This is a genomic window from Ralstonia edaphi (genome assembly GCF_958350185.1).
GTDB lineage: Bacteria > Pseudomonadota > Gammaproteobacteria > Burkholderiales > Burkholderiaceae > Ralstonia > Ralstonia edaphi.
In genome coordinates, this window is sequence record NZ_CATWHI010000002.1 from 974,929 (window position 1) to 997,291 (window position 22,363).

At 66.1% G+C, this 22,363-nt stretch carries 15 protein-coding genes; 10 read left to right on the forward strand and 5 right to left on the reverse strand.

Annotation, left to right across the window (positions count from 1 at the left end):
• Positions 1 to 119 precede the first annotated feature (119 nt).
• Positions 120 to 1,178, reverse strand: a complete 1,059-nt coding sequence (gene hrcA, locus R2669_RS09775; RefSeq protein WP_147214257.1) for a heat-inducible transcriptional repressor HrcA — start codon at positions 1,176 to 1,178, stop codon at positions 120 to 122.
• Between the two features lie 111 nt (positions 1,179 to 1,289).
• Here hrcA and R2669_RS09780 point away from each other — a divergent pair, with 111 nt between their 5' ends.
• The 5 genes from R2669_RS09780 (at position 1,290) to R2669_RS09800 (ending at position 8,716) form a co-directional block, all read left to right on the forward strand.
• Complete coding sequence (locus R2669_RS09780; RefSeq protein WP_147214258.1) at positions 1,290 to 2,228, forward strand: NAD kinase; 939 nt, start codon at positions 1,290 to 1,292, stop codon at positions 2,226 to 2,228.
• A gap of 146 nt (positions 2,229 to 2,374) precedes the next feature.
• On the forward strand, positions 2,375 to 4,081 hold the full coding sequence (recN, locus tag R2669_RS09785) for a DNA repair protein RecN (RefSeq protein WP_316899855.1): 1,707 nt from the start codon (positions 2,375 to 2,377) through the stop codon (positions 4,079 to 4,081).
• 93 nt (positions 4,082 to 4,174) lie between these two features.
• Entirely contained in the window at positions 4,175 to 4,633 is a 459-nt protein-coding gene (locus R2669_RS09790) for a hypothetical protein (protein ID WP_428984274.1), read from the forward strand.
• Positions 4,634 to 4,896: 263 nt separating this feature from the next.
• Positions 4,897 to 6,540, forward strand: coding sequence for a S8 family peptidase (locus tag R2669_RS09795; RefSeq protein WP_316889986.1), 1,644 nt, complete (start codon positions 4,897 to 4,899; stop codon positions 6,538 to 6,540).
• A 211-nt stretch (positions 6,541 to 6,751) separates the two neighbouring features.
• Positions 6,752 to 8,716 (forward strand): S8 family serine peptidase, encoded by a 1,965-nt coding sequence (locus R2669_RS09800; RefSeq protein WP_316899857.1) that lies wholly within the window; start codon positions 6,752 to 6,754, stop codon positions 8,714 to 8,716.
• 76 nt (positions 8,717 to 8,792) lie between these two features.
• Here R2669_RS09800 and rrtA read toward each other — a convergent pair whose 3' ends face one another.
• Both rrtA and glnE read right to left on the reverse strand, forming a co-directional pair.
• On the reverse strand, positions 8,793 to 9,410 hold the full coding sequence (rrtA, locus tag R2669_RS09805) for a rhombosortase (protein ID WP_316899859.1): 618 nt from the start codon (positions 9,408 to 9,410) through the stop codon (positions 8,793 to 8,795).
• Positions 9,407 to 12,250, reverse strand: a complete 2,844-nt coding sequence (gene glnE / locus R2669_RS09810; protein ID WP_316899861.1) for a bifunctional [glutamate--ammonia ligase]-adenylyl-L-tyrosine phosphorylase/[glutamate--ammonia-ligase] adenylyltransferase — start codon at positions 12,248 to 12,250, stop codon at positions 9,407 to 9,409. The genes rrtA and glnE overlap by 4 nt, the downstream gene beginning before the upstream one ends.
• Before the next feature lie 176 nt (positions 12,251 to 12,426).
• Here glnE and R2669_RS09815 point away from each other — a divergent pair, with 176 nt between their 5' ends.
• The 3 genes from R2669_RS09815 to tldD are packed head-to-tail and all read left to right on the forward strand — an operon-like array spanning position 12,427 to position 19,076.
• Positions 12,427 to 16,707, forward strand: coding sequence for a YhdP family protein (locus tag R2669_RS09815; RefSeq protein WP_316899863.1), 4,281 nt, complete (start codon positions 12,427 to 12,429; stop codon positions 16,705 to 16,707).
• Positions 16,708 to 16,712: 5 nt separating this feature from the next.
• On the forward strand, positions 16,713 to 17,582 hold the full coding sequence (locus tag R2669_RS09820; protein WP_316872857.1) for a carbon-nitrogen hydrolase family protein: 870 nt from the start codon (positions 16,713 to 16,715) through the stop codon (positions 17,580 to 17,582).
• A 30-nt stretch (positions 17,583 to 17,612) separates the two neighbouring features.
• Positions 17,613 to 19,076 (forward strand): metalloprotease TldD, encoded by a 1,464-nt coding sequence (tldD, locus tag R2669_RS09825; protein ID WP_316899865.1) that lies wholly within the window; start codon positions 17,613 to 17,615, stop codon positions 19,074 to 19,076.
• A gap of 105 nt (positions 19,077 to 19,181) precedes the next feature.
• On the opposite strand, the gene R2669_RS09830 is transcribed toward tldD, so the two are convergent.
• The gene (locus tag R2669_RS09830; RefSeq protein WP_316899867.1) at positions 19,182 to 19,406 is read right to left on the reverse strand and encodes a hypothetical protein; all 225 of its coding nucleotides are present in this window, start codon (positions 19,404 to 19,406) and stop codon (positions 19,182 to 19,184) included.
• A gap of 57 nt (positions 19,407 to 19,463) precedes the next feature.
• On the opposite strand from R2669_RS09830, the gene aroG reads away from it, so the two are divergent.
• Positions 19,464 to 20,543, forward strand: coding sequence for a 3-deoxy-7-phosphoheptulonate synthase AroG (gene aroG / locus R2669_RS09835; RefSeq protein ID WP_316899869.1), 1,080 nt, complete (start codon positions 19,464 to 19,466; stop codon positions 20,541 to 20,543).
• 170 nt (positions 20,544 to 20,713) lie between these two features.
• Entirely contained in the window at positions 20,714 to 21,616 is a 903-nt protein-coding gene (locus R2669_RS09840) for a mechanosensitive ion channel family protein (RefSeq protein WP_316899871.1), read from the forward strand.
• Between the two features lie 78 nt (positions 21,617 to 21,694).
• Here R2669_RS09840 and R2669_RS09845 read toward each other — a convergent pair whose 3' ends face one another.
• Positions 21,695 to 22,252, reverse strand: coding sequence for a cob(I)yrinic acid a,c-diamide adenosyltransferase (locus tag R2669_RS09845; protein WP_316889995.1), 558 nt, complete (start codon positions 22,250 to 22,252; stop codon positions 21,695 to 21,697).
• Positions 22,253 to 22,363: the final 111 nt, after the last annotated feature.

Here is a 22,363-nt window from a genome sequence, read left to right on the forward strand (position 1 = left end):
ACTCCGGCAGAAAAGATCGCGCACATGCGCCGGAGTCGATTGTGAGAGACGGCAGCGTGGGCTGTCGTCGAAGAAAATCGGCTGAGCTTATGCAGCTCGCAGACAGAACAACCGGGAGATCAATATTGGCTGAGCGTGCTGGACAGCAGCTTGGCCGTGATATCCACAATCGGGATCACGCGCTCATACGCCATGCGCATCGGCCCGATCACGCCGAGCGTGCCGACGATCTTGCCGTCCACCTCGTACGGCGCGGTGATGACCGCCATGTCTTCGTGCGGCACAAGGCTGCTTTCGCCGCCGATGAAGATCTGCACGCCCTCGGCGCGGCTCGATACGTCGAGCAGTTGCAGCAGGCCGGTCTTCTGCTCGAACACGGCAAAGAGCCGGCGCAGCTTGTCCATGGACGAAGACAGGTCTTCCACATCCAGCAGCTTGCGCTCGCCCGAGATGACGACCGGATCTTCTTCCGAGACGGCGCTGCTGCCCGCCTCCACGGCCGCCTGCATCAGCGCCGTCATGTCGGCCTGCAGCGCAGAGAGTTCACCCCGCAGGCTTTCGCGCACCGCGTCGAACGTCTGGCCGCCGTAGTGCGCGTTGATGTAGTTGGCCGCCTCCACCAGCTGCGACGGCGTGTACGGCGTATCGGTATGGATGATGCGGTTCTGCACATCGCCTTCGGGCGTGACGACGATCAGCAGGATGCGCGACTCCGACAGCCGCAGGAATTCTATCTGCCGGAACGCATGCGTGCGGCGCGGCGTCATCACGATGCCGGCAAACTGCGAGAGGTTGGACAAGGTTTGCGCCGCCGCCGCAATCACCCGCTGCGACGATTCCGACCCATGCGAGGCCAGCTGCGTGCGGACCTGCTCGGCAATCGCGCCCACCATCTGCTGCGCCATGCGGTCTTGCGTGCTCAGCACATCCAGCGGACTGGCCGTCAGCATCGTATCGACAAAGAGGCGGTAGCCGCGCGGCGTCGGCACGCGGCCAGCCGAGGTGTGCGGGCTGGCGATGAAGCCCATCTCCTCCAGGTCGGACATCACATTGCGGATGGTGGCCGGCGACAGATCGAGCCCCGAATACTTCGACAAGGTGCGCGAGCCCACGGGCTGGCCCTCGGCGATATACCGTTCGATCAGAGTCTTGAGGAGGATGGTGGCGCGTTTGTCCATGATTCTTCAATTTTACGCAAAATCGGCGCCCGGCTACGGGTGATGTCGACGTTTCTCCACGAAACACGCGCTGACGTGGCGACGGTCATATCGATATGGTGTAATGCGCGCATGTCGATTCCCCCGTCCGCCGTGGCCCCGCAAGCTCCCGCCGCCTCGTCCGTTTCGCCTTTCAAGACCGTTGCGCTGGTCGGCCGGTATTCGGCCGCCAACATTGCCGGCCCGCTCATGGAGCTGGCATCGTGCATTGCGGGGCGCGGGCATGACATTGTGTTCGAGCGCGAAACGGCGCTCAACATCGGCGTCCAGGACTACCCCGCCCTGCCGCCCGAAGAGATGGCGCGCCACGCCGATGTGGCCGTCGTGCTCGGCGGCGACGGCACGCTGCTCGGCATCGGGCGCCACCTGGCCGGCGCCAGCGTCCCCGTCATCGGCGTCAACCACGGGCGGCTCGGCTTCATGACCGACATCCCGTTCGACGACGTGCACACCGTGCTGCCCGACATGTTGGCGGGCCGCTACGAGGCCGAAACCCGCACGCTGCTGCAGGCCCAGGTCGTGCGCGACGACGAAATCATCTTCTCCGCCCTCGCCTTCAACGACGTGGTGGTCAACCGCTCGGGCACCTCGGGGATGGTGGAACTGGCCGTGTCGGTCGACGGCTTCTTCATGTACAACCAGCGTTCGGACGGCTTGATCGTTTCCACGCCGACGGGCTCGACGGCGTATGCGCTGTCCGCCGGCGGGCCGATCCTGCATCCGGCGCTCTCGGGTCTGGTGCTGGTGCCCATCGCGCCGCACTCGCTGTCGAATCGGCCGATCGTCATTCCGCACGACGCCGAGGTGGTCATCCAGGTCACCAGCGGGCGTGATGCCAGCGTCAACTTCGACATGCAGTCGCTCACGTCCCTGCTGCCCGGCGACCGCATCGTGGTGCGCCGCTCCGAGCGCACGGTGCGACTGCTGCACCCGATCGGCTACAACTACTACGCCACGCTGCGCAAGAAGCTGCACTGGCACGAGTACCCGACCGAAGACAACCGGCTCTAAGAACCTGCCCATGATCCTGCTGCGCGGCCCGAACTTGAACCTGCGATGCCCGCCGTACGCGTGTACGGGTGCGCTTCTCGCTTCAACCTCGAGCCGCTCGCTACGAATCATGAGCAGGTTCTAAAAACTTTTCGCTCACCGCTTCCATGCTGCGCAGCCTCACCATCCGCGATTTCGTCATCGTTCACGCGCTGGATCTCGATCTGGCCGACGGCTTTACCGTATTCACGGGCGAAACCGGCGCGGGCAAATCCATCCTGATCGATGCGCTCGCGCTCACGCTGGGCGAGCGCGCCGATGCTGCCGTCGTGCGCGAAGGCGCGCCGCGCGCCGACATCACGGCCGAGTTCGACGTGCATCCGCATGTGGCCGCGTGGCTCGAGGCGCATGAACTGCACGACGACGAGGGCGTGATCCTGCTGCGCCGCACGGTGGATGCCGCCGGCCGCAGCAAAGCCTTCATCAACGGGGCGGCCGTTACGCTGGCGCAGCTGCGCGAAGTGGGCGAGCAACTCGTCGACATCCACGGTCAGCACGCGCACCAACTGCTGCTCAAGACGGATGCCCAGCGCAGCCTGCTCGACGCCCACGCGGGCCTGGAAGGCGCCGTACGCGTAGTCGGCGAGCACTTCCGGGAATGGCACGCCGCGGTGCGCGCACGCGAAGCTGCCGAGCAGCAGTCGCGCGAAGTCCAGCTCGAACGCGAGCGCATCGAATGGCAGGTCAACGAATTGCACAAGCTCGCTCCGCAACCCGGCGAGTGGGAAGAGATACAGGCCGAGCATCACCGCCTGTCGCACGCGGCCAGCCTGATCGAAGGCACGCGCGCGGCGCTGGACGGTTTGTCTGAATCGGAAGGCGCGGTGATCACGCAACTGGGCGCGACGCTCCATACGCTGCGCGAACTGGCCGAGATCGACCCGGCGCTTGCCGATGTGCTGGCTGCGCTTGAGCCGGCCGAGGTGCAAATCCAGGAAGCCGTGCACACGCTCGCGCGCTATGCCGACCGCGCGGAGCTGGATCCGGATCGGCTGGCCGAAGTCGACGCGCGCATGCAGGCGCTGCACACCATGGCGCGCAAATACCGCGTCGCCCCGGAAACGCTGCCTGCTGAACTGGCTGAACGCCAGGCGCAACTGGCAGCGCTGCAAGCGGCATCCGACCTCGATGCGCTGCAGGCCCGGGAAGAGCAAACCCACGCCGCCTATATGGCGGTCGCGCAATCGCTGTCGCGCGACCGCGCCAAGGCCGCACGCGAGCTGGCCGACGCGGTGACGGGCGCCATGCAGGGCCTGTCGATGGCCGGCGGGCGCTTCGACATCGCGCTGCACGCGTTGGAGCATGGCGGCGCGGCGGGACTGGAGCAGGTCGAATTCCTCGTTGCCGGGCACGCGGGCGTATCACCGCGGCCGTTGGCGAAGGTCGCTTCGGGCGGCGAACTGGCGCGGATCAGCCTGGCCATCTCGGTGATCGCCAGCGAGGCCAGCCCAACGCCCACGCTGATCTTCGACGAAGTGGATTCCGGCATCGGCGGTGCGGTGGCGGAAGTCGTGGGCCGACGCCTGCGTGAACTCGGCATGCGCCGCCAGGTGCTGTGCGTCACGCACCTGCCGCAAGTAGCCGCACTCGCCAACCACCACATTCAAGTCGCCAAGCAGACGGTGGCGGGCAGCACGCGGTCCGACCTCGTGGTGCTGGACGCCACCGGCCGCGTGGACGAGATCGCCCGCATGCTCGGCGGCGCGTCGCTGACCGATACCACGCGACGCCATGCAGACGAGATGCTCGCCGCGGGCCGTGCGCAATCGGCGCAGGGACCCTCTGCGCGGAAATCGCGCCGCGCGGCACAGTGATCGCCTATACCGGAACCACTGCTGCCGCGGTTGGCGCCGAGGTTCCGGCTGCACAAGTCTCAGATACCCTCTACCGAATCCAAGGAGAACTTCATGGTTCGCATGGCCCAATCATTGACTGCCCGCCCTCGATCCCTGCTGTCGTCCGGCAAGCCTGCGCTGGCGATGGCCCTCGGCCTGTGCCTGCTGGCCGCGTGCAAGTCCGTGCCGGCCGTTGATCCTGGCAAGCCACCCGCCATGGACCCCACCTCGACCAACACCCAGCCGCCGGCCGCCGTGTCGGCTGCACACAATCTCGGCGACGTCATCATCGGCCTGAGCACGCCGACCACCTCGTCTGCCACCGTGCAAGGTCTGCTGGATGCTGCAGGCGCGCGCGCAACGCCACGGCTGGCTTTTGCGGTAGTACGGCCGATGTCAGGTGGATTCTGGGTGGTGCGCGCCAGCTCGGGCGATGCATCGGCCACGCTGGATGGCGCGGTGACAGCGTTGCGCGGCACGCCCGGCATCGCTTCGGCCGACCCGGATCGCATCATGAAAATCCAGCGCTGAACCGCCGCAACGCCCTTCACACTGTGAATATCGGGCGCCGTCTGGCGTCCGGTTTCCCCCTCATATTCGCGCCCCGCAGGCCCGTATCCTGCTGTGGCCGCATCGCACAGACCGGCTTTTTTCCCTCGCAAACGTGATCGGCCATCGCCGCCACATCAAGCGGGCGAGTCGCGTGCTACCTTTGGTTTTTGTGTAACGGTCTGTCAACGATCACATCGTGACGACGTTTCTGATGACAACGAGACACCACGGAGCACGCGCTGATGACCCCCTCCCTCTTCCGGTTGAAGTCTTGGCTCCGCGCAGGCGCCAGCCTTGCCTGTCTTGCCTGGGTGATGGGCAGCCAAGCCGCCACCGCTGCCACGCCGCAGCCGCAATACACCGGTGACCTGATCATCAAATGGCGCGACGACACGAGCGGTACGCGCAAGACACTGTCGGCCAGCGAGGCGACCAACCGCTTGCTGTCGGTAGCGCAGGCGGCGGGCAGCACGCTGCAGGTCAAGCGCACGCTGGCCACCAATGCGCAGCTCTTGCGCACCGGCCTGACGGATGCCGCCAGCATCCAGGCCACCGTCGAAAAGATCGCCAAGGACGCCCGCGTGGCTTACGTGGTGCCCGATCGCATCCTGCGGCCCAACACCATTCCGAACGACCCGCTGTTCGCCACGCAAAACAACCTGGCTTCGCCGACACTGGTGCCGGGCGGCATCAACGCGGCTTCGGCGTGGAGCATCACGCAGGGCTCGACGGGCATCGTGGTGGCGGTGGTGGATACCGGCTATACCGATCATCCCGATCTGTCGGCCAAGATCCTGCCGGGCTACAACTTCATTTCGGACCCGGCTCGTGCCGGGAATACCTTTGGGCGCGGGACGGATGCACATGACCTGGGCGACGGCGTAACGAGCACGGATGTCGCCAACATTCCCGGCTGCACCAGCAGCGACATCGCAAATAGCAGTTGGCACGGCACCGAGGTCAGCAGCGTGCTCGCCGCCCAGACGAACAACGGCGTCGATATCGCAGGGGTCGGTTGGAATACGCCCATTGTGCCGGTACGCGTGTCCGGTAAATGCGGCGCGCTGCTGTCCGACACGGTGGACGGCATGTTGTGGGCAGGCGGCATCAACGTGTCTGGCGTGCCGACCAACGCCAACCCGGCACGTGTGGTGAACGTGAGCCTCGGCAGCACCACGCAGTGCTCCGCGGCAGAACAGGACGCGGTGAACCAGTTGGCCGCACGCGGCGCCATCGTGGTGGCAGCCGCCGGCAACGAAGCCGCACAGACCGTGGACGCGCCCGCCAATTGCACAGGCGCCATCGCCGTCACCGCGCACGTCGACAGCGGCGAGAACGCAAGCTACGCGAACGTCGGGCCGCAAGTGGCGCTGTCAGCGCCAGGCGGCGGCTGCGGCAACTCGAAGGTCATCACGACTACGACTCCGGCGACTTGCGCGGAGCCCGTCTCCGTTATCAGGGCCGACTCCAACGATGGCACGCAAACTGTCGGCAACCCCACGGTCAAGTCCGTGGCTGGTACGAGCTTCTCGACGCCGGAAACAGCGGCCACCGTCGCGCTGATGCTGAGCGTGCAACCGCAGTTGTCGAATGCGCAGGTATTGGCGGGCCTGAAACAGACCGCGCGGCCGCACCCGGGCGGCACATTTTGCGCGGTGAACACAGGCATCTGCGGCGCGGGCCTGCTGGATACCGCTGGTGCTGTCAGTTATGCACAGAACACGGCGCCGGCCGGCGCGGGCAGCGGCACGGGGTCGGGCGGATCCACCGGGGGCACTACCAGCAGCGGTGGTGGCGGCGGCGGCGGGGCCGTGCCGCTGGTTGGGGCGGCGTTGCTGCTGGCGGCTGGCATGTACAGCGGTCGCCGTCGCCTGAAGACGCATTGACCGCACGCACGCCTAAAAGGCCCTTCCGCTTTTCCCGTGCAACGCTGGGCGGGACGCGGCTCTGGGCTGGGGACGCCAATTGACCGTACCGTATGCGTGAGTTGAGCTGATATAAAAATTACTAAACAACGCTGTTAGCCTGTTTAACGGAGGAAACGCGCGATTCTTGTGATAATTGCGCCTCCGTTTCCTACAACAACAGGTTCATTACATGAAATTGATTGCCCAGGGGGGTATTGTCCGCGCGCTCGTCGCGCTCGGACTGGTCTCGTATCACGCTGTCCCGGCTCTAGCCGTAGGTCAACCAGCAAACGTTGGCGCTCAAGTGCAATGGGTATCGCAGTTGATCGTCAAGGAAAAGAGCGGCGGAAGCAGCACATCCCAGCTGCAGTCCGCCGAGACAGCAACGCACGTGAACGTTGCGACGGTGCAACGCTGGTCCGCCGCCGCCCAATTGCCGATGACGTACAAGCGCGCAATGTCAGGCGGTGCGCATGTGGTCATGTTGCCGCAAACCATGTCGGTAGCAGACGCGCAGGCCGTGGCCCAGCGCATGGAAGCCAGCGGTCAATTTGAATATGTCTCTCCAGACCGGATCTGGCACGCGGCTTCCACGCCGTCGGATCAGTACTTCCCGCTCCAATGGAACCTGCTGCCCAAGACCGGCACGGTCAGCAGTGTCGTAACGGTCAGCGGCCCTGCATCCGCCAATGGCGCGCCAACCGTCGGCGGTGCCAACGTGACCACCGCGTGGGACACGACCAAAGGGTCGAGCAGCGTCAGCGTTGCTGTGCTGGATACCGGCATTCTTCCCGGTCACCCCGACTTGTCTGGGGCGCACATCAACCAGGGTTACGACTTCATCACCAACCCCGTTGTGAGTAACAAGGGCGGCGCCGGCCGCAGCAGCGACCCGACCGATCCGGGCGACTGGGTCACCAGCACGGATATCAGCACCTATCCGACTATCTGCGGCGGCCTCACGCAGTCCGATAGTTCCTGGCACGGCACCTTTGTCACCGGGCAGCTCGTCGCGCAACACAACAGCATTGGCGTCGCCGGCATCGCCCCGGGCGTCAGCCTGTTGATGGCACGCGTGCTCGGCAAATGCGGCGGTTCAAGCTCTGACATCATCGATGCACTGACGTGGGCAACTGGCGGCACCGTCACCGGCGTCAGCACGGTCAATACGGCCCCGGCCAAGGTCGTCAACATGAGCTTGGGCGGCGTCGGTAGTTGCGATACCCCCACGCAAAACGCCATCTCGGCCGCACGCGCCCGCGGCGCTGCCATCGTGGTGGCAACTGGCAATGACGGCAACACGACGACCATTGGTACTCCCGCCAACTGCACGGGGACCATTGCTGTCACGGCGCATACCTTCGAAGGCGACAGGGCCAGTTATGCGAACGTGGGCACAGGCACGACGCTGAGTGCACCTGGCGGTGGCAATGGTTCGGTAGTCACCGGCCTAGGAGCGCTGGTAGCGTCGCTGACGAACACGGGCACGACCACGGCCACCACGGATACTTACACCGGGGAAGGCGGCACCTCGATGGCCACGCCGCACGTGGCAGGCGTCGCCGCGCTGATGCTCTCGGTCAACAGCTCGCTGACACCTGATCAGATTGCCACCGTCCTCCAGCAGTCGGCTCGACCGTTCCCGGCGGGCACATACTGCGCAACGCATACGGGCGTCTGCGGCGCCGGCATGCTGGATGCGGGTGCGGCCGTTGCGCTGGCGAAGGGCAATCCGACCGTGCACGCTTCAACGTCGGCAAGCACAGTGGTCGCAAACAATGCGGTCACGCTCACAGCGAGCGGCAATGCCGGCCTCGTCAATACCATCGCGAGTGTGCAATGGGCGCAGACTTCCGGGCCGTCCGTCAGCCTCACCACTGCCGGCCCCGATAGCAACGGCAATTACACCGCCACATTCACGCCGTCGGCCGAGGGCACCTACGCCTTCACGGTAACGCTGACGAACAACTCTGGCGCGACCGCCACCGATACCGCTAACGTGACAGTCACTGCTGCAGCAAGCACCGGAACCGGCACCACTACCCCGCCTGCGACGACGTCCAGCAGCGGCGGTGGCGGCGGCGCTATCGGTCTTGGCGGCGCAGCATTGTTGCTGGCTGCGGGCTTGGCCGGCCGTCGGCGGCGCGTGAAGTAAGTCTAGTAGGCCTTTTGGCCCGCGCCTTCATTGGCGCGGGCATTCCTCCCTCGCCCCTCCTCCCGCTTTTCGCTGCTCACCGATGCAGCCGATTTCCGCGGAGGCGCCACTCCCCCAGCACCCAAATCAGCAACCCGCTCGCCGCGCCAAAGGCGTGCGCAATGCGCACCACGCCAAACCCCCAGCGCGGGTCATAGGCGATCGGCGACAGCCACGATTGCTCGAGCCACACCTTCACCAGCACGCCCACACAGAGCGCCACGCCAATCCAGCGTGAGAAGCGATCCTCGGCGCCGTCGGCGGACGGCTTCAGCAGCCGCAGCCCGCCCCACGCCGCCAGGCCATGCAGCGCGCCGGACAGCCCGCCGTACCACTGCACCGCCGGCTGATTGAGCAGGGCGATCTGCACGAGCACCCCGCACACCACCAGCGCTCCAACAATGACCTGCGGCCGCAACACGCGCGCCAGCAGCAGGATGAGCCCAGCCGCTGCCATTGCATCGCCCAGCCAATGCCATGTGTCCAGATGCACCCACATGGCGGTCACGATGCGCCACCACTGCCCTGCGCGCACGGCGTCGCGTTGATACAGCCCAACCGCGTACAACCACGGCACGAACGAGAACGCCGCTGACAGCGCAGCCACACCGGCGCACGCGCCCCACGTGCGCAACGCCTCTCGATGCGCCGTCATTGCGCAGGCCCGAACACCTGCTCCCACAACGCACGCACCTGGGCTGCCTCGTGCGCGCAGGTTTCAATCGGTACGCGTGCGGTGGATTGCCCGTCGAGCCGCAACTTGTGCTGGCGCGCGCGGAAATCTCTGTAGGCGTCAGCGACCTGCGAGGCTGCCGTTGCGTCAATCAAGCCCAGTTCGCCGGCCATGTGCAGCAGTGCGATGTTGCCCTTGTTGCGGGTCAGCTCGGCGTGCGCCGCGCTATGCAAAAGCACCAGGAACTGCACGGTGAACTCGATGTCGACCATGCCACCGCGATCGTGCTTGAGATCAAACAGCCCAGTCGGGTTCGCATGGCCTTCGGCCACGCGCTCGCGCATCGCCACGATTTCGTCGCGCAGCGGGCCCGGCTCGCGCGGCTGTCGCAACACGGCGGTGCGCAGCGCCTCGAAGCGCTCGCCGATTTCGGCATCGCCCGCGCAGAAGCGCGCACGCGTGAGCGCCTGGTGCTCCCACACCCACGCCGCGTTGTCGCCCTCGCGCATCTGATAGCGGCGGAAGGCCTCGAAGTGCGTGACCATCAAGCCCGCCGCACCGTTCGGCCGCAAACGCGTATCAACGTCGAACAGCGTGCCGGCGGCGGTATGGCTGGTCAGCCAGGTAATGAGCTTGCGCGCGAATGACGCGTACACGTCCGGCGCGCGCTCGTCATCGTCGTCGTAGAGGAAGATGATGTCGAGGTCCGAGGCATAGCCGAGTTCCTTGCCGCCCAGCCGCCCGTAGGCAACCACGGCAAAGCGCGGCACCTCCCGGTGGCGCGTGGCGACCTGCTTCCAGACCGTTTCCAGCGTGAGGTCAAGCACGGCATCGGCCAGATCGGACAGCCGGTCGCTGATGTGCTCGACGCTCAGCATGCCCTGCAGGTCCTGCAGCAGCACGCGGAAGGTTTCCGCATGGTGCTCCTGGCGCAGGATGTCCATCTGCAACTCGACATGGTCGGACGCGGCCTCCAGGCGTTCGCGCACGCGCGCCCGGAACGCCGGCCAGTCGGGTTCGGCTGACAGCGCTTCCACGTCGAGCAGTTCGTCGAGCAGTTGCGGATGGCGCGTGAGGTAGTCCGCCGCCCAGCGCGATGCGTGCAGCGTGTGGGCCACGCGCTCCATGGCCTGCGGGTATTCGCTCAGCAGCGACAGGTACGAGGACCGCCGGCTGATCGCATCAAAGAAATCGAGAAACCGCGCGATGGTGACATCGGCATCGGTCTGCCGCGAAGCCTGATCCAGCGCGCGGTTGATCAACAGGTCGAAACGCTGGCGGCTGACTTCGGACAACGCCCGGTAACGCGGCGAATTGCGCGTCGCACGCAGGCGCTCCAGCACACTTTCGGGATTCGCATAGCCGAGTTCAGCCAGCTGTACGCGAGCGGTTTCCGTGTGCTCGTCGTCGAGCAGATCTGCGTGCCAGACGGCGGCGCACGGCGGCTGGCTGTCCTGCTTGTCGGAGAAGGTCTGTTCGAAATGCTGGGCGACTTCGTCCTGATACGCCTCCAGCTTGGTGACGAGCGCCGCATAGGTGTCAAAGCCCATCATGCGCGCCACGCGCAACTGGTCTTCCGGCGAGCCCGGCAGGTTGTGCGTCTGCGCATCTTCGATGTACTGCAGGCGATGTTCCAGCTGGCGCAGGAAGCGATAGGCCTCGGTCAGGCGTGCCACAGCCTCGGCCTCGATCAGGCCCCGCTCCGACGCCGCCCGAAGCACCTCCAGAGTCGGCCGCACGCGCAGCCCGAAATCCTGCCCGCCGCGAATGAGCTGAAACACCTGCGCGACGAATTCGATCTCGCGAATGCCGCCGCGCCCCAGCTTGATGTTGGGCGAGCGCGCCTGCACGTGGCCCGCGTCATCGCGCTGCTGGTTGGCGCCATTGCTGCGCTTGGCCGCCTCGTTGCGGATCTGCGCATGCAGCGCGCGAATGGCGGAGATCACGCCGTAATCGAGATAGCGCCGGAACACGAACGGCCCCGTCACGCGCTCCAGTTGCTGAATCACGCGGCCGGCATACGGACTGGTCGGGTCGGTGATGACGCGGCCCTTGATCCAGGCGTAGCGCTCCCACTCCCGGCCCTGCACGACGAAGTACTCTTCGAGCATGCCCAGGCTGCAGGCGAGCGGTCCCGCATCGCCGTTCGGGCGCAGGCGCATGTCGACGCGGAAGACGTAGCCGTCCTCCGTCACATCGGCCAGCGCGTTGATCAGCCGCTTGCCAAGCTTCGTGAAATATTCATGATTGGAGAGCGGGCGCGGGCCACCGTGGGTGTCGCCGTCGTCGTCGTACAGAAAGATCAGGTCGATGTCGGACGAGACGTTCAACTCGCGCCCGCCCAGCTTGCCCATGCCGACCACCACCAGTTCCTGCACCTCGCCGGTGGATTGCCCGATCGGCTGGCCATGCAGTGCGCTCAGCTCCTGGCCGATCACGGAAATGGCCGTGCGCACGGCAAACTCGGCCAGGTCGGTCATCGTGCCGGTTACCTCGTCGAGCGTCGCGACGCCGGACAGATCGCGCTCCGCCAATGCGCCGAAGACTTCCTTGCGCAACAGGCGCAACGCGCGCTTGAGCGCGGCTTCGACCTCCACGGCCTTCGCGTCGAACAGCTCAGTAAAGCGCGCCGACAGCCACGCCACGTCAACGGGACGGTCGACACTGGCTTGCACGCGCTCGGCCCAGCCTTCGCGCGCTTGCGCCTGTCGCTGGAGGTAGCGTGAATACGCGAGCGCAAAAGGCAGCGCAGCAGCGGGAGCGTCCGGCGCGCGGGCCGGAACTTGCAGAAATGGCTGGGCGGACAAGGCGGAGTCAGTCATGCGAACCCATCGGGCATTGGTGGAATGCATCCATTCTCGCTGAAATGCATGCAAAGCCGGCCAGCGGCCAGCAGCTTCGCGGGCATTGGGTGTGCTAGCCCGTGCTTGCCGCTCACCAGGCGCGGCGTCGGGCTCGAAATGTGGCGCCGCCTCCTGAATATCGGATAATCCGCATCATGCCCCGCCCGTCCCAGCCCCCAGAATCGCCGAAGTCCGATGGTGGACACGCCAGCACCCTGTCCACACGCGGGGTGGGCCGGCCCACGGCGTGGGCGTGGCTGGTACGACGCGTCAGCCGAGTCGGCGCGGGCATCGGGGCTGTTTTACGGGCCCCGATCTGGCGCAAGTTGTGGCGCGTGCTCTGGAAGACGGCGGCTGCGCTGGCCGTGCTGGCTGTCGTCGGCATGCTGGCGGTGCGCTTCATCCTGTGGCCGCGTGCGAGCGTCGCCCGCGAATGGATGGAGCGCGAGGCGTCCAGCGCACTGCACGCCACGGTCGCCATCGGCTCGCTCGAAACCTACTGGGAAGGTTGGCACCCGGCTTTCCGCGCGCAGCGCATCGACGCGCACGACCCCGCCGGCCGCCGCACCTTCGCGGTGCAGGACGTGCAGGCGCGACTGTCCTGGCGCTCGTTGCTGCGCATGCAGATCACGTTTGCCGCGCTGCACGCCAGCCAGGCCGACCTGCTGGTACGGCGCGATACGCGAGGCGCGCTCTTCGTCGCCGGCATGCCGCTCAGCCCCGACGCCGGCGGCGACAGCAATTTCCTTGACCAGTTGCTCTCGCAGGGCGACATCGATTTCCAGCAAGGTGCCGTCCGCTGGCTCGACGAACAGCAAAAGCTGCCTGAGGTGGCGCTGGGCAACGTGCGCGTGCAGCTGCGCAGCGGACCGACGCGCCACCGGCTGGAGGCCAGCGGCACCTCCCCCACGCTGTTCAGCGGCCCGATCAAGCTGCATGCCGATTTCCGTCATGACCTGCTCGCCCGCCCCGGCGACTGGCACCACTGGCATGGCCAGGCGTCCTGGCAGGTCGACACGCTGCAGTTGGCCTCCGCGCAACGCTACGTGCCGGTACTGGCCGCCGCCAAGAGCGGCACGCTCACGTCCGACGGCTCGGTGGAGTTTGCCGACGGCGTGTTCACGCGCAGCCAGGCACGCCTGACCGGGCAGCAGCTCGATGTGCAAGTCCGCAAGGATCTCGACCCGCTGCAACTGCGCAGCCTCCAGGCGCTGGCCACGCATCAGCGCAATGCGCGCGGCGAGCACACCTTGCGCGTCGACACGCTGCTCTGGCAGCCGTTGAACCCGCCTGCCCAACCGCCGTCCGTACCCGAGCTGGCAGGCCCCGGCATCCCGGCGCCTGCCAACCTGGCGGGCACGCCGCGCGGCTTGCGCAATGTCACCGTGGGCTGGGCGCTGGACTCGCGCGACGCCTTGCGCAGCCTGCAAGTCAAGGCCACGACACTGGATTTGGCCGACCTGCGCAACATCGCCACCGCGCTGCCGCTGCCCAGCGGCGTGCTGGAACCCCTGCGCACAAAGCAACCGTCAGGCCGCATCGACGATCTGGACATCAACTGGCAGCGCGATGTCTCCCGCTGGCGGCCCAATACGCCTGCGCCCGTGCACTTCACTGGCCGCGCCACGATGCGCCAGGTGTCGTTCGGCCCGGGCGCGTTGCCCGCGGTGCCGCCCGGCCAGCATCCCGAGCCGGCCGTGCCGGGCGTTGAGAACCTCTCCGGCAACGCCGTCTTCTCCAACGACAAGGGCACGCTGCGCATCGAGTCCAACGACTCCGCCCTGCTGCTGCCCGGCACCTTTGCCGACGCCCGCGTGCCGCTGGACCGGCTGCAGGGCACGTTCAACTGGACGTATCGCAAACAGGAACTGGTTGTCACCAGCGACAACCTTGCGTTCTCCAACGACGACCTGTCGGCGCGCATCACGGGCAGCTACCGTCACGCGCCAGATACCAGCCATCTCGGCACCATCGACTTGAAGGGCACGCTGGAACGCGCCAACGTTCCGCGTGTGCCCCGTTATCTGCCGCTCTCGATCGGACAGCATCTGCGCGACTACCTTGGCGGTGCGCTGCAAGCGGGCACGGCCAATAACGTCGATTTCGCACTGGCTGGCGATCTGCACGACTTTCCGTTCCGTCCGCCGCACAAGGGCGTCTTCCGCGTGGAAGTGCCGATCCAGGATGTGACATACCAAGCGGCGCCTCCGGAAGCCGCGCACAACCCGCCGGGGCGCGTGCCCACGCACCCGGGCGACTGGCCGGCGTTCACCAACATCGACGGCACGGTGATCTTCGATCGAGCATCCCTGGCGTTCAAGGTGGCGCGCGCCAAGGTGATGGGCGTGAATCTGCAGGACGTGAATGGCAGCCTGCCCGACATGGGCGACCACAACCCGCTGCTCACCATCGAGGGCCGGGGCGACGGGGCCACGCAAAACTTCCTGCAATACGTGGAGGCCAGCCCCATCGGCCAGTGGATCGGCCACTTCACCAAGGACGCGCGCGCCCAGGGCAACGCCACGCTGGCGCTGAAGCTGGACCTGCCGCTGCACGAGATGCACTCGACGCGCGCCCAGGGCAGCGTCACGTTCCTGCGCAATGACGTCACGCTGGTTCCGCAGGCGCCACCACTCACCGATGTCAATGGCGCGCTGACCTTCACGCAAAAGGGCATCGGTTTCGACAACTTGCGCGCGCGCTTTGCCGGCGGCGAGATCCGCCCCACGGGCGGCACCGCGCCCGACGGCACGATCCGCATCCAGGTCGCGGGCACCGCGTCGGCGCAAGGCTTGCGTGAGACGACGCCCGAGAACAGCCCGGTGGCCGCCGTCGCCCGCTCGCTGGAAGGGAGCGCGCCGTACAGCGCGACCATCAGCGTCAAGCAGCATCGCCCGCTCATCCAGGTGCAGTCGGATCTCACGCCGATGACGGTGCGTCTGCCGGCACCGCTGAACAAGGCGGCCGGGCAGCCGCTGCCGGTGCGTTTCGAGATGCAGCCGCTGGCCTCCAACACTGCCGTCGACGAAATCGTTTTGCAGGTCGGCAATGTCGTGAGCGCGCGCTACGAACAGCGCAACACGGGCAACGGCGTCGAGGTGCTGCGCGGCGGCATCGGCGTGCGGCAGCCGGTGCCGCAACCGCAGGAAGGCGTGCAGGCCAACCTGGCGCTGGATCAGCTGGACATCGACGCCTGGCGCCATGTCTTTGCCACGCCCGCTCCTGAGAAGAGCGCCAGCCAGATCGCTGCCGAACACGCGCCCAATGCCATCAACGCTGCCGACAGCCACAGTGCCTACCTGCCCAGCCGCCTGAGTGCCCGCGCGCAAACGCTGCGCATCCTGGGCCGCGACTTCAACGCCGTGCGCATCGACGCCACGCGCGACGGCGCCAACTGGCAATCGACGATCGATTCGCGCGAAATTGCCGGCAGTGCGCGCTGGCACGCCGAAAGCGCAGCCGTGCCCTTCGGCGAGCTGACGATGCGCCTGTCGCGCATGAGCATCCCAGACGCGAAGGAAGAGACGGCGCTCACCGAATCGCTGGCCAGCAGCTCGCAGGAAATTCCCTCCGTCGACCTCGTCGCCGACAAATTCGACCTGCGCGGCAAGGCGCTCGGCAAGCTGGAAATCAAGGCGCGCAGCCAGATCACCGAAGGCGCGCCGGTATGGACACTCGAAACGCTGAAGATCGAGCAGCCCGCCGCCACGCTGACGGCGCACGGCACGTGGCGCATCCCGCGACGCCTGCGCGGCGGCGGCGATGATCCGGAGCGCCGGACGCTGCTCGACTTCAACCTCGACCTGCGCGACACCGGCGACCTGCTGCAGAAGATGGGCTTCGCCAAGGTGATCGACGGTGCCAAGGGCAAGCTGGAAGGCCGCGTGGTGTGGCGCGGCTCGCCCATGTCGATCGACTACCCGACGCTCAATGGCCGCATGGCGCTGAACCTGGAGCGCGGCCAGTTCCTCCCGGTAGATCCGGGCCTGGCCAAACTGGCCGGTGTGCTGAGCCTGCAGGGGCTGCTGCATTTCGCGACCGACCTGCGCAGCGCCACCGGGCGCGGCACGCCGTTTGAGAGCGTGGCAGCCACCGGCACCATCGCCAGCGGCATCGCCCACACCGAAGATTTCGCCGTGAAAGGCCCGCAGTTCCAGGTGGCCATGCAGGGCTCGGCCAACATCCTCGATGAAACGCAGGACCTGCGCGTGAAGGTCACGCCCAAGGTGGACGCCACGTCGGCCTCGCTGGCGGCGGCGTTCATCAATCCGGCCATCGGGCTGGGCACGTTGGCCGCGCAACTGGTCCTGGGCGATCAGTTGTCGAAGGCCTTCGTCACGCAATACCACGTGACCGGCAGCTGGGCCGATCCGAAGATCGAGAAAGTCGCCTCCAACGGTAATTCGGGCAGCCAATCGCAAACCTCGGCAAAATAGGCGCCATGACTTCGACCACCGTTGCTCCGGCCCCCGTCGCATCCGGTATGGATGCGCCTTTCGATGCACCTTTTCGCGTCGCCGCCATCCAGACCGTGACGGCCATCGACGTGGACGCCAACCTGGCGCGGGCAGATGCCCTGCTCGCCGAGGCCGCCGCCCAAGGTGCCCAGCTCGCGTTGCTGCCCGAGTATTTCTGCATGATGGGCCGAAAGGACAGCGACAAGGTTGCCATCCGCGAGAGCGACGAAGACGGCCCGATCCAGACTTTCCTTGCCGATGCCGCGCGGCGCCACAAGCTGTGGCTCATCGGCGGCACGTTGCCGATGTGGTGCGAAGACGAACAGCGCGTGCGCAATACGTCGCTCGCATTCAACCCGGCCGGATTGCGCGTCGCGCGCTACGACAAGATCCACCTGTTCAACTTCGTGCGAGGCGAAGAACGCTACGATGAGGCCCGCACCATCGAACCCGGCGCCACGCCGGTCGCCTTCGATGCGCCTTGCGGCCGCGTGGGCATGTCGGTGTGCTACGACCTGCGCTTTCCAGAGCTGTACCGGGCGTTGGCGGCACAGGGCAACCTGAACTTGATTCTGATGCCGGCGGCCTTCACCTATGTGACGGGCGCCGCCCACTGGGAAATCCTGCTGCGCGCCCGCGCCATCGAAAACCAGTGCTACGTGCTCGCCGCCGCGCAGGGCGGGCGCCATGAAAACGGCCGCCGCACGTGGGGCCACTCCATGCTGGTCGATCCGTGGGGCGAGATCATTGCCTCCGTGCCCGAGGGCGAAGGCGTTGCCATCGGCGACATGGACCCCGCACGCATCGCACAAGTGCGCCGGGACCTGCCCGCGCTCAAGCACCGCGTGATGTAAGCCAACCGAATTTTTCTACGAGAACCGATCATGAACGCAGGCGACATCGCCATCCAGAATCTGTCCATCGCGCGCCGCGTGCTGCTCGATCCGTACGGCCTTGATGAAGCGCACCTGCAGCGCGCGCTGGCCGACATCTTCACGCACCGCGTGAACTACGCCGACCTCTACTTCCAGTACACCCGCAACGAGGCGTGGAGCCTGGAGGAAGGCATCGTCAAATCCGGCAGCTTCAGCATCGACCAGGGCGTGGGCGTGCGTGCCGTGTCGGGCGACCGCACGGCGTTCGCGTATTCCGACGACATCAGCCTGCCCGCGCTGATGCAGGCTGCCGGTGCCACGCGCACGATCGGCAAAGCAGGCGCCGGCCGCGTGAAGGTCGCCAGCAGCCTGGCGAGCACGCCGGGCAGCCACTCGCTGTATGCACCGAACGACCCGCTCGATTCGATGACGGCCTCCGAAAAGGTTGCCCTGCTCGAGCGGATCGAAAAGCTCTCCCGCGCCAAAGACCCGCGCGTGGTGCAGGTGATGGCCGGTCTGGCCGGCGAATACGACGTGATGCTCGTTGCGCGCAGCGACGGCGTGATCGCCGCGGACGTGCGCCCTCTGGTGCGGATCTCCGTCACGGTCATTGCCGAGCAGAACGGTCGCCGCGAAATGGGCAGCTCCGGCGGCGGCGGCCGCTATGCCTACGGCTATTTCACCGACGAACTGCTGCGCGAATACGTGGACGAGGCGGTCTCTTCCGCACTCGTCAACCTGGAAGCCAAGCCGGCACCGGCCGGCACGATGACGGTGGTGCTCGGGCCGGGCTGGCCCGGCGTGCTGCTGCACGAAGCCATCGGCCATGGCCTGGAGGGCGACTTCAACCGCAAGGGCTCGTCGGCGTTTTCCGGCCGCATGGGGGAGCGTGTGGCCGCCAAGGGCGTCACCGTGGTGGATGACGGCACGCTGGCCAACCGCCGCGGCTCGCTGAACCTCGACGACGAAGGCAACCCCACGCAGTGCAACACGCTCATCGAAGACGGCATCCTGACCGGCTACATGCAGGACACGCTCAACGCGCGCCTGATGAAGATGCCCGTGACCGGCAACGCCCGCCGCGAGAGCTACGCCGCCCTGCCGATGCCGCGCATGACCAACACGTACATGCTCGGCGGCGACAAAGACCCGCAAGAGATCATCGCCAGCGTCAAGAAAGGCCTGTATGCGGTCAACTTTGGCGGCGGCCAGGTGGACATCACCAACGGCAAGTTCGTGTTCTCCGCCAGCGAGGCCTACCTGATCGAAGACGGCAAGATCACCGCACCGGTCAAGGGCGCGACGCTGGTCGGCAGCGGCCCGGAATCGCTCAAGCACGTGACCATGATCGGCAACGACATGCGCCTCGACTCAGGTATCGGCGTATGTGGCAAGGAAGGCCAGAGCGTGCCGGTGGGCGTCGGCCAACCGACGCTGCGCATGGAGAACATGACGGTGGGCGGCACGGTTTGATTGCCCTGAAACCGTCGTTTTGACGCCGCAGGCCCGGAAAATCCGCGCTTGCGGCCCTCAAAAAAAGGGTTTATAAAGACGGTTCGATTGGTGCGGCGCAGTAGTTCAAGTCACCAGCGCGCCACAATTTTTACTGCATTGCCTGCTTTTCCTCTCATGTCCTTCGCCAAGTTTTTTTACTTTTACTTTTGGCATCTCGCACCGCTGGCGGAAGGAGAGGGGCGCTTGCAGCAAAAATAAAGCACCCAGCAGATACCGAAAACCGCCAGCGACCCTGGCGGTTTTTTTTCGCCCAGTCACCTGCCCCACCCCGGCACCGACGCGAAACATGATCCGAACACAGTAGACGTTTCCAATAGAACTCAAGACACATCCCCGGAGCTTTCCATGCCGAAGAACACCGACGACTTGCGCATTCGCGAACTCAAAGAGCTGACGCCGCCGTCGCATCTGATCCGCGAATTCCCGTGCAGCGACACCGTGTCCGATCTGATCTACCAGAGCCGCAACGCGATGCACCGCATCCTGCACGGCATGGACGACCGCCTGATCGTCATCATCGGCCCCTGCTCCATCCACGACACCAAGGCGGCCATGGACTACGCCCGCCGTCTGGTCGAGCAGCGCAAGCGCTTCAAGAACGAGCTGGAAATCGTGATGCGCGTGTACTTCGAGAAGCCGCGCACCACGGTCGGCTGGAAGGGCCTGATCAACGATCCGCACATGGACGGCAGCTTCAAGATCAACGACGGCCTGCGCACCGCGCGCGAGCTGCTGATGAACATCAACGAACTGGGCCTGCCCGCCGGCACCGAATACCTCGACGTGATCAGCCCGCAGTACATCGCCGACCTGGTGAGCTGGGGCGCCATCGGCGCGCGCACCACCGAAAGCCAGGTGCACCGCGAGCTGGCTTCCGGCCTGTCGTGCCCGGTCGGCTTCAAGAACGGCACCGACGGCAACGTGAAGATCGCCGTGGACGCCATCAAGGCCGCATCGCAGCCGCACCACTTCCTGTCGGTCACCAAGGGCGGCCACTCGGCCATCGTGTCGACGGCCGGCAACGAGGACTGCCACATCATCCTGCGCGGCGGCAAGGCGCCCAACTACGATGCGGCCAGCGTGCAGGAAGCCTGCGACGCCATCTCCAAGTCGGGCCTGGCCGCGCGCCTGATGATCGACGCCTCGCACGCCAACAGCAGCAAGAAGCACGAGAACCAGATTCCGGTGTGCGAAGACATCGCCCGCCAGATGGCTGCCGGCGACAACCGCATCGTCGGGGTGATGGTGGAATCGCACATCAACGCCGGCCGGCAGGATCACGTCCAAGGCACGCCGGTGTCCGACCTGGCCTACGGCCAAAGCGTGACCGACGCCTGCATCGGCTGGGACGATTCGGTGAAGGTGCTGGAAACGCTGGCCGACGCCGTGCGCAAGCGCCGTCTCGTGCCGGGCAGCGGCAACTAAGACGCCATCAGCGTGATTTGGGACGGACGCCTGCGGGCGTCCTTTTTCTTTGCGCGCGCATCAACGCGCAGATCTATAACAAATGTGAGCGAAACGTATCAAAGTCACACAAGTGCGTTGCCTTTGACATATCGTAGGTGGGTTCCCCCCCTGCTCTCCCGGAGGCATCCATGGCAGACAACCTGGCGGACACCGCCGTCAACACCGCAAGCAAGTACCAGGCAATCGTGGCGCAGTACGCCACCGACGTCGGCATGAAGATCCTCGCTGCCATCGTCTTCTGGGTGGTCGGCCGCTGGCTGATCCATCTGGCGGTGCGCATGGTGGAAGGCTCGCTAAGTCGACAGAAGGTCGATCCGACCGTGCTGCGCTATGTCGGCTCCATCATCACCGTCACGCTGAATGTGCTGCTGGTGATCGGCATCCTCGGCTATTTCGGCATCCAGACGACGACGTTCGCGGCGCTGATTGCCGCAGCCGGTGTGGCGATCGGCATGGCGTGGTCGGGCCTGCTGTCCAACTTTGCGGCAGGCGCATTCCTGATCGTGCTGCGGCCGTTCAAGGTGGGCGACTTCGTGACGGCCGGCGGTGTGACGGGCACGATCAAGGAGATCGGCCTGTTTGCCACGACCATCAATACGCCCGACAACGTGGTCACGATGGTCGGCAACGGCAAGATCTTCGCCGACACGATCCAGAACTACACCTCCAACCCTTACCGCCGCGTCGAGCTGAAGGCGCAACTGGCCGGCAGCACCGATCACCGCGCCGCCATCGCGCTGCTCAAGGAGAAGGTGGCCGCCATTCCGAACGTGCTGACCGATCCGGCGGTCGATGTTGAGATCCTGGAGTTCAACCTGGTCGGGCCTGTGCTGGCGGTACGCCCGTACACGCACAACGACAACTACTGGCAGGTCTATTTCGACACCAACCGGACGATCAAGGAAGCGCTGGCCGAGGGCGGCTTCCCGGCACCCACGCCATCGCAGGCGCTGACGATCACCACGCCGGGGCAATTGGCGGGGCTGGCCGCCGTGGCGCAAAGCACGACAACGCCGACCGTCGTGAACTGATCCAGCGCGCTGCAAAAACAAACGGCCCGACGAGGTAACGTCACCTCGCCGGGCCGTTTTGTTTGACGCGGATGGCGATTACGCCGGCTTGTGCTCGTCGCGTTTCCAGAGAACGTCCGTGCCGCCGTCTGCGCGATTCAGCACGCGCGCCAGCACGAACAGCAGGTCCGACAGGCGGTTGACGTATTGGCGCGGCGCCTCGCCGATGGCCTCTGCGCGGCCGAGTGCGACGATGCTGCGCTCGGCACGGCGCGCGACGGTGCGGCAGACATGCGCCTGTGCCGCGGCGCGGCTGCCGCCCGGCAGGATGAATTCGGCCAGCCGCGGAAGATCGGCGTTGTAATCGGCCAGCCATTGGTCGAGCCGCAGCACGTGCGCGGTCGTCACCATCGTGTAGCCGGGAATGCAGAGTTCGCCACCCAGATCGAACAGGTCGTGCTGGATGGCGGTGAGCGCCGCGCGCACGCCGTCGGGCAGCGTTTCCGTCAGCAGCACGCCGATGTGCGAGTTCAACTCGTCGACGTCGCCGATGGCAGCGATGCGCAGGCTGTCCTTGGCCGTGCGGCTGCCGTCGCCGAGGCCGGTGGTGCCGTCGTCGCCGGTGCGGGTGGCGATTTTGGATAGGCGATTGCCCACGGTGCGTCTCCCTGTATCGCGTCAATATTGGTGGCGCCATTATCGCAAGGGCGGCAAGACCCCGGCGTTAGAATGACAGCCCGAGCCGGCTTCAGACCGCCGCCCCACGCG